Origin of the sequence: Leyella stercorea DSM 18206 (assembly GCF_000235885.1) — a bacterium.
GTDB lineage: Bacteria > Bacteroidota > Bacteroidia > Bacteroidales > Bacteroidaceae > Prevotella > Prevotella stercorea.
This window is the reverse complement of record NZ_JH379385.1, coordinates 1-2,319: the sequence shown is the minus strand read 5'-3', so window position 1 is coordinate 2,319 and position 2,319 is coordinate 1. Positions and strand designations below refer to the sequence as shown.

Annotated in this window: 4 protein-coding genes and 1 rRNA gene; 4 read left to right on the top strand and 1 reads right to left on the bottom strand. The window is 40.1% G+C overall.

The window, feature by feature from the left end; genetic code table 11:
- The first annotated feature begins 91 nt into the window (after window positions 1-91).
- Window positions 92-204, top strand: a 5S ribosomal RNA gene (gene rrf, locus HMPREF0673_RS03150).
- A 151-nt stretch (window positions 205-355) separates the two neighbouring features.
- Here the strand turns inward: rrf and HMPREF0673_RS03145 are convergent.
- The gene (locus tag HMPREF0673_RS03145; RefSeq protein WP_040596306.1) at window positions 356-760 is read right to left on the bottom strand and encodes a desulfoferrodoxin; all 405 of its coding nucleotides are present in this window, start codon (window positions 758-760) and stop codon (window positions 356-358) included.
- Window positions 761-1,241: 481 nt separating this feature from the next.
- Here HMPREF0673_RS03145 and HMPREF0673_RS03140 point away from each other — a divergent pair, with 481 nt between their 5' ends.
- The 3 genes from HMPREF0673_RS03140 to HMPREF0673_RS15035 are packed head-to-tail and all read left to right on the top strand — an operon-like array spanning window position 1,242 to window position 2,295.
- Complete coding sequence (locus HMPREF0673_RS03140) at window positions 1,242-1,586, top strand: type II toxin-antitoxin system RelE/ParE family toxin (RefSeq protein WP_040596307.1); 345 nt, start codon at window positions 1,242-1,244, stop codon at window positions 1,584-1,586.
- A 4-nt stretch (window positions 1,587-1,590) separates the two neighbouring features.
- The gene (locus HMPREF0673_RS03135) at window positions 1,591-1,923 is read left to right on the top strand and encodes a helix-turn-helix domain-containing protein (RefSeq protein ID WP_007897857.1); all 333 of its coding nucleotides are present in this window, start codon (window positions 1,591-1,593) and stop codon (window positions 1,921-1,923) included.
- Between the two features lie 51 nt (window positions 1,924-1,974).
- Window positions 1,975-2,295: an acyltransferase family protein gene (locus HMPREF0673_RS15035; RefSeq protein WP_007897856.1), complete on the top strand. Its 321-nt coding sequence runs from the start codon at window positions 1,975-1,977 to the stop codon at window positions 2,293-2,295.
- Window positions 2,296-2,319: the final 24 nt, after the last annotated feature.

Here is a 2,319-nt window from a genome sequence, read left to right as displayed (position 1 = left end):
TTAACAATAGTTTTGCTTAATCAACGTGTCTAACTTATACGCACGACGAATTAATAATTAAGAATTACTAATTGTCGCAGGCGAACGAATATTAGGCGGTTATTGCGGCGGTGTCCCACCTCTTCCCATTCCGAACAGAGAAGTTAAGCCCGCTTGCGCCGATGGTACTGCAATGCAATGCGGGAGAGTAGGTGGCTGCCTTCTTTACTTTAGGTCTTCAGAGTCAAACGACTTTGGAGACCTTTTTTCGTTTAGGAGGGTATGGCATCCTGCCATACCCACGCCGCCCTTGTTTAAGAATTTTCCCTTAGGGGGTACACTTTAAGTCCTAATAGCGGGAATTACATAGCCAAGATCAATGGTGTTCATCGTGAGGTGATGTGTTGGCATCTCCTTTCCACAACCCATGCAGGTTGCAATACTCGCGAGCTGATACCTCTTTGGCATCTGTTAGGAAGATTACCTCTGGCTTCTCGCCTGGCTGTAGCTCATGGCGAAGTACATCGGTAGGAGTGAGCAACTCTATCCATTGGATATAATGCTCTGGGAGCATCGGATGCTCTACGCTTCCAACCTTTACACGATAGCCGCCCTCGATCGGTTCTATAACGGGCACATGCTTCTCTTTTGCCGCATCCGTGGTGTTCTCCTTCATCAGTTTCATGGGCTGACCGCAGCAGCTGAGCATGGCTCCAGGATTCACTACCTCTACCACGTTGCCACAAACCGTGCAACGGTAGATTTCTCTTGTTTTAGTCATAATCGTTCCTCCTAAAATTTAGAAAATTAAATGACGTCTTTATTCTTTGACGATTATAAAGATACTCGTTTTTTGTGAGTTACACAAATTTTAGAGCCTTTTTTATTCCAAAATAAAGTTAAAGCTTGTAGATATTCACTTGCGAAACTTTAGTAACCGAAGGTTTTCGTTAAGCCAGATAAGCAGAGCTAAGTTTACTTAAGCTTTGCCATGGCGAGAAAATGTGTTCGTGAAATGTAACAATCTACACCTTAGACCGAGGGTTGAGTGGATTACAGATGACAATGTTTAGTCAAATTACTCCATGACCCGAAAATATTGGGGTACGTAATGACGAAGTCAAGAAAGAGTGAATAAGTTGCGTGTCTGATCCTATCAAGTCGTGAGAGTGTTAAAAATGAGGTCTGATTTGATGAAAAACGAAATTTTGTATCGCTGTTTGGAAACAAAGCATTATCTTTGTACCATAATTCAAAACAAAATGGGCATCAACAAGCTAAAAGTGGTGTTGACAGAAGAAGCACAGGCCTTTTTGGATGCGCAGCCATTCAAAGCTCAGCAGAAGATATACTACAACATCTTCAAGGTTGAGGAAGGAGTGATGAAAGTTGACATCTTCAAGAAACTAGAGAATACTGAGATATGGGAGTTTCGAACTCTCTACAATGGTATATGCTACAGGCTTTTCTCCTTTTGGGATACTGAGGAAGAGACTTTGGTTATTGCCACACATGGCATAGTCAAGAAAACTCAGAAGACACAATTAAAGGAAATTACCAAAGCAGAAGAAATAAGAAAAGAGTACTTTAATAATAAAAATAAATAGCATTATGGCACAGATGAAATTGATACCAGCAGACAATATGAAAGATAAACTTTGGGGTAGAAGAGGAACACCAGAGCGTGAAGCAATGGAAACTAAACTCAAAGAAGATGTGAACGCCTATATTGTAGGCGAAGCCATACGCAAGGCTCGATTGGCACAAAACCTCACGCAAGAACAACTTGGTGAACGTATCGGTGTGCAGCGTGCTCAAATTTCAAAGTTGGAAAAAGGTACAAGTGTTATCACATTGCCAACAATGAGTCGTGTATTCCAAGCTTTGGGTATCGCAACAGCCACTCTTGATTTGGGTATTGCAGGCAAGATTGCGTTGTGGTAAGATAATTAATAAATAAAACCTGAAATATAATCATCACACCCTCTAAGAAAGATGAAATACAACAATATAGATTATCAAAGATGTGTACTTATCTGCATGGTCGTGATGATACATATCGTGAATTTCAGTACACTATACCCTGACGTAAAAAACTTTATAAACTTCTTTTTCATGCAAGCGTTTTTGTTGATTACAGGCTATTTGGTAAACATCAGAAAAACGTATAAGGAATTTGCGTCTTACATCATGAAGATTCTCATTCCTTATATAATAATGGTTACCGGTTATGCTTTTGTTTCAACATTACTACCAGTAAGAGATGGGGTAAACGAATTTACAATACCTATAATTCTTAATACGATATTTGGGTAGTGTAAACAGAACTGTGTCACGGCT